Genomic DNA, 5,179 nt, shown 5'->3' with positions numbered 1-5,179 from the left:
CCTTGCGGCCGGCTATGTCCATCGGGAGCGTGATGTTCTCGATCGCGTTGAGCGTGGGCAGCAGGTTGAACGCCTGGAAGATGAACCCGATGTGGTCACGCCGCAGCTTGGTGAGCTTCTTGTCCTTGAGACCGGTGATCTCCGTCGACCCGATCCAGATCCGCCCACTCGTCACCGTGTCCAGACCCGCCAGACAGTGCATCAACGTCGACTTGCCAGAACCCGAAGGCCCCATGATCGCCGTGAAGCCACCGCGCTCGATGTCGATCGACACGTTGTCCAGGGCGACCACCCGGGTCTCGTTCGAGCCGTACGACTTGACCACGCCCTCCGCTCGCGCGGCCACGGCCGAGTGCCCTCCGCTGCCCCCGGTCGTCGGATTCACTACAGCCGTTGTCACGTTCCGTCTCCTTCTGAGAGTCAAGCGAAGAGTATGGATTCGGTTCTTTTCGGACCCCTGCGCGATTTCACCCCAGAGCCTAGGCAACCCCCGGCGGCTCCGCGTCGCCCCCAAGGACGACCCTGGGGTCGGAGAAAGTCGCGCTTTACCCCTAGGGGACCCCTGGCCAAGGGTGCGCCCTCCCGTAGGGGAAGGGTCACATCGCGGCGGCACCGCGTCCGGTCGGTGCGGGCAGGGCGCCGGCAGGATGGTGAGGGGCCGCCGAACGTTCACCGGCGGTTCACCCGGGCGTGGCCCCCACGGTGCGGGTGACGATGACCTGGTCTTCGCCGCTTCGTCTGCATAAGATCGAGCAGCCATCGACCGACCGGATCATCAGCACACGGGAGTGCTCAAGTGAAGCGTCGCCGTACGTCCGCGCTGTCCGTATCCGCCGCCGCCGTCGCGCTGCTCGCCGCCACCCCGATGCTGACCGGCTGTTCCACGGACGCCCACCCCGGCGAAGCGGCCGTCGTGGGCGACCGGAGCATCTCGCTGGCCACCGTCCAGGCACAGGTGGACGCGGTGCGCGACGCCCAGCGCGAGCAGCCCAACGCGGACGAACTGATCTCCACCAGCGCCGGGTTGACCCAGCAGACGGTCAACTCCCTGGTGTACATGGAGGTCCTGGAGCAGGCCGCCGCCGACGCCGGCGTCGAGGTGACCCGCCGGCAGGTGCAGGAGGAGCGGGCCAACGTCGTCGCCAACATCGGCGGCGAGGAGCAGCTGCGGCAGGCCGCGCTGATGCCGCAGGGCGGCGTCCCGCTGGCCGGCGACGACCAGATCGACGCGACGATCCGCAGCCAACTGCTCTTCCAGGGCCTCGCCCAGCGGATCGGCGCCGATATGGACCCGAACGGCCAGCAGCTGTTCATCGACGAGCTGGCCCGCACCGCGAACCGCGTCGGGGTGGACATCAACCCGCGGTTCGGCGAGTGGGACGCCGCCCAGGTGATGCTGGTCGCGGCGGACGAGCCGTGGCTGCGGAGCGGCGAGCAGGTCGACGACCTGCCGGTGATCGACCCGGCGTAGGCCCTGGCCCGGCGTGGGCCCTCTCGGCGTGGGCCCTCCCGGCGCAGGCGCTGACCCGCCGGGGCGGCCCGTTACGCTCGAACGCGTGACGACCGACGACGAGACGAGCACGCCCGCGGGCGACGGCGACGCCGGCCGCGTCGTGCTGCTGACCACCACCCACCGGGTGGCCCCCGGCCTGCTGTCCTGGCCGGCCTGGCAGGAGCTGCGCGGCGCCGACCTGGTGCTCTGCCGGGACGCCTGGCACCCGCAGCTCCCCTACCTCAAGGACGCGGGCGTCACGGTCGAGACCCGGGACCCGGCCGCCACCGAGCTGGTGGCGGCCTGCGCCGGCGGCCGTTCCGTGGTGGTGCTGTCCGCCGCCGACGGTGAGCCGCGGCTCACCGAGGAGTTGGCGGCGCTTGCCGGTTCAGGCCGGGTCACCGCCCTGCCCGCCCTCGAACTGCTGCCCGGCTCCTACGACCTGCCGGGCGCGCGGCTGCTCGACCTGGTCCAGGTGATGGACCGGATCCGCGCCGAGTGCCCCTGGTCCGCGACGCAGACCAGCGCCGGGCTCGCCCGATACGGCGTCGAGGAGGTCTACGAGCTGGTCGAGGCCGTCGAGTCGGGCGACGCGGCGGAGATCAGGGAGGAGCTCGGCGACGTGCTCCTCCAGGTGGTCTTCCACGCCAGGATCGCCGAGGACGACCCCGAGACCCCCTTCGACATCGACGACGTGGCCGCCGGCATCGTGGCCAAGCTGGTCCGCCGCCACCCGCACGTCTTCGGCGACGCGCACGCCGAGACGCCCGAGGACGTCAAGGCGCTCTGGTTCGCCGCCAAGGCCGCGGAGAAGCGACGCGAGTCGGTGACGGACGGCGTGCCGCTCTCCCAGCCCGGCCTCGCCCTGGCCGCCAAGCTCACCGCCCGCGCCCGCCGCGCCGGCCTGCCGGTGCCGGGGCCCGCCAAGCAGGCAGGGCGGGACGGCGACTACGGCTACCGCCTGCTCGCGCTGGCCGCCGAGGCGGAGGCGGCCGGCGTCGACCCGGAGACCGCGCTGCGCGGCGCGGCCCGCGCCTACCGCGACACGATCCGCGCGGCGGAACGGCCGGCGGAACGGCCGGCGGAACGGCCGGCGGACCGGTAGGGCCTCAGTCGAGGTCGGGCGGCACCAGACGGTGCGGGCGGATCCCGGTCAGTAACGTGCTGAGCCCGGTCAGCACGTCGTGCCCCAGATACCAGTCGCCCGTGTGGTCGACGCAGTAGAGCCGCCCCTGCCGGTCCACCGCCAGCAGGGCGGTGCCGCCGCCCTCGGCGCCCAGCGGGCACAGCTCCGTGTCCAACGCGCGCCCCAACTCGCCCAGGGTGCGCGCCCAGTGCCGGCCGAGCAGCGGGTCGATCACCACGGTGCCGGCCGCGAGTTCGAGACCGGGGCCGGTCGGCCGCAGCGTCACGGACCCCAACTCGGCCCATGCCTCGAACGCGGCCGGAAACAGGTGGTGCGGATGCCCGTGCGGGGACCGGTGCCCGCTGAGCGCGTCGGCCCACCGCTCGGCCTGCGCCGTGTGCAGCCGCCCCGGTTGCCAACCGGCCGCCGTCAGCGCCGCCTCGGCGTCCACCTCCCCCCACGGCGCCCCGGCCGCGGGACCGCCCGCTCCCCCGACGGCGTCGTCGACCAGCGGCGTCGCGCTGAAGCTGCGCACCCCGAGGCGGGCGATCAGCACCGCGCAGGAACGGCAGTGCGGCGCGTAACTGCCGTGCTCGGGGTCGCCGTCCTCACGGATGTGCCGGGTGGTGATGCCGGCGTCCCGCAGCGCCTCTCTGGCCTCCGCCAGGTCGGCGGCCCCGACCTGGTGCAGGTGGCGGGAGAGCAGCGACGCCTCGGGGCAGCGGCCCAGATGCCGTTCGCGCTGTGCCGGGCCGAGCGCGTCGTAGACGTCCTCGACGACCTGGTGCAGCTCAGGCGCCTCGGCGGCGCGGGTCGCGGTGCCGGTCAGCGCACCGCTCTCCGGCAGTGACAGGGCGGCGGCGGTGGTGGGCAGGATGCCGTCGCGGCGGTGCAGCAGCACGGGCGGCGGCGGCGCCGCGCCGCGCCGGTGTCGGCCGGGCTCGCCCGGCGCCGAGGCGTGAGAATCCGTTATCACGAGTACGATCGTGCCACCGTCGACGCGACCCCATAGGCTGTGCGCGTACAGCGTGATGAATGCGGCAGGGGACGTTTACGCCATGATGACTGGGCGGATCGGGCAGCAGTCCACCCCACCGAACCGGGCGTATGCCGGACAGGTGGTGCAGTTTCCCGACCCTGTGCGAGCCGCCCGCTTCCCACAGGGGATACGGGTGGACGCACAGGGTTACCCTGATTTCTCCCCGTACGCGAGAGCCGCGGCCGAGATCACCGAGCCGCCGGACGGCTTCGGGGTCGACGAACTGCGGCTGACGGACTACGTCTCCGCGAACGCCGCGCTGCACGTCGCCGGCCACGAACTGTGGGCCGACCTGCCGCCGGTGGCCACGCCGCACGGCTGGACCTGGCACCACGTCGCGAACTCCCGGCGCCTCGAGTTGGTGCCGGTCGAGGTCAAGGCGCTGCTGCGGCACCACGGCGGCCTGGCGACCACCGACGTCGACCAGAGCAAGCGCGGCACCCGGCCGCTCACCGAGCCGCGCCCGGTCCACTTCAAGGTGCCGTACTCGGTCGCGGTCCCCGAGGACCGGGTGCGGTCCGCCGAGGACAAGCTCGGCTACCGGCTGCCCGACGCCTACCGCTCGTTCCTCAAGGCCGCGGGCGGCTGCGCGCCGGTCGGCGTGGCGCTCGACGCCGAGCTCGGCCTGCTGATCGACCAGCCGTTCTTCACGCTCCGCGAGGAGGCGGCGGTCAACGACGTGGTCTACATCAACAAGTGCCTGCGGGACCACCTCACCAAGGACTACCTGGGCGTCGCCTTCGTGCACGGCGGGATCGTCGCGGTCAAGGTTCGCGGCGAGGACCTGGGCTCCGTCTGGCTCTGCCCCTACGACGACGTCAGGGACCGCGACGGCCTGGGCATCGCCCAGCGGGTCACGGAGCTGCTGCTGCCGTGCGGGGCCGACTTCGACGACTTCCTGCTGCGACTGGCCGGCAACCCGCCGGAGCTGGAGACGGTGGCGAAGCTGATGGTGGACGGCGGTTTCGCGCGCGCCGTTCCGGTGGAGGGGTGAGCGGGATGGTGACGTTCGCGCAGGCTCAGGACCGCGCCGACCGGTGGGTCAACGGCGGCCCCGGCGGCGAGCCGCGCCGCGAGGTGCGGGTGCGGGAGTTCGCGCTCGGCTTCGTGGCCTGGGCCGAGGACCCGGCGGGACACCCCCTCGGCGGCGGGCTGCTGGTGATAGCGCGGGACAGCGGGGACACCACGCTGTGGCCGGCGCTGCCGGTCACCGAGGTCATCCAGCGGTACGAGGAGGAGTACGGCGGCGGTCCCGAGGACGCGGCGGGGCCGGCGGAGCCGGCGAACGAGCGGGTGGACCTCCACGCGACGTCCTTCCTGCTGACGCCGCCGCAGTGGCTCCAGGACGTGGCGGACGAGGCGAGCGGCGCGGGCGGCGCGGGCGGCGCCGAAGGCGCCGGTCGCACCGGTGACGGCAGTGACGGCGGCGGTGGCGGTGGCGGGCCGGTCGTGCCGCCGCCCACCCCACCACCGATCGGCCGCCCCTGGGCACCGGCCGGCGCCACCGGCGCCGAAGGCGCCG

Annotated in this window: 5 protein-coding genes and 2 pseudogenes; 4 read left to right on the top strand and 3 right to left on the bottom strand. The window is 73.5% G+C overall.

Going from position 1 to position 5,179, the window contains the following annotated elements; genetic code table 11:
- Positions 1-400, bottom strand: a 400-nt coding sequence (locus ACYVPE_RS39225; RefSeq protein ID WP_461038630.1) for an ABC transporter ATP-binding protein, incomplete at its 3' end; no start/stop codon positions are given.
- 396 nt (positions 401-796) lie between these two features.
- Between ACYVPE_RS39225 and ACYVPE_RS39220 the strand changes: the two genes are divergently transcribed.
- Positions 797-1,471 (top strand): SurA N-terminal domain-containing protein, encoded by a 675-nt coding sequence (locus tag ACYVPE_RS39220; RefSeq protein WP_461038629.1) that lies wholly within the window; start codon positions 797-799, stop codon positions 1,469-1,471.
- 85 nt (positions 1,472-1,556) lie between these two features.
- Positions 1,557-2,597 carry a nucleoside triphosphate pyrophosphohydrolase gene (locus ACYVPE_RS39215; protein ID WP_461038628.1) on the top strand — a complete coding sequence of 347 codons (1,041 nt, stop codon included), beginning with the start codon at positions 1,557-1,559 and terminating at the stop codon, positions 2,595-2,597.
- A 4-nt stretch (positions 2,598-2,601) separates the two neighbouring features.
- On the opposite strand, the gene ACYVPE_RS39210 is transcribed toward ACYVPE_RS39215, so the two are convergent.
- Both ACYVPE_RS39210 and ACYVPE_RS39205 read right to left on the bottom strand, forming a co-directional pair.
- Complete coding sequence (locus tag ACYVPE_RS39210) at positions 2,602-3,069, bottom strand: SUKH-3 domain-containing protein (RefSeq protein WP_461038631.1); 468 nt, start codon at positions 3,067-3,069, stop codon at positions 2,602-2,604.
- A gap of 96 nt (positions 3,070-3,165) precedes the next feature.
- Positions 3,166-3,519 (bottom strand): annotated as a pseudogene (locus ACYVPE_RS39205) (YwqJ-related putative deaminase); the annotation flags it as partial.
- Positions 3,520-3,676: 157 nt separating this feature from the next.
- Between ACYVPE_RS39205 and ACYVPE_RS39200 the strand changes: the two are divergent.
- Together ACYVPE_RS39200 and ACYVPE_RS39195 are read left to right on the top strand one after the other, a co-directional pair.
- Positions 3,677-4,651, top strand: coding sequence for an SMI1/KNR4 family protein (locus tag ACYVPE_RS39200; RefSeq protein WP_461038627.1), 975 nt, complete (start codon positions 3,677-3,679; stop codon positions 4,649-4,651).
- Between the two features lie 5 nt (positions 4,652-4,656).
- A pseudogene (locus ACYVPE_RS39195) lies at positions 4,657-5,179 on the top strand (SUKH-4 family immunity protein); the annotation flags it as partial.

It is taken from the genome of Streptomyces mayteni, from assembly GCF_054783955.1.
This window is presented reverse-complemented; position numbering and strand designations above follow the sequence as displayed.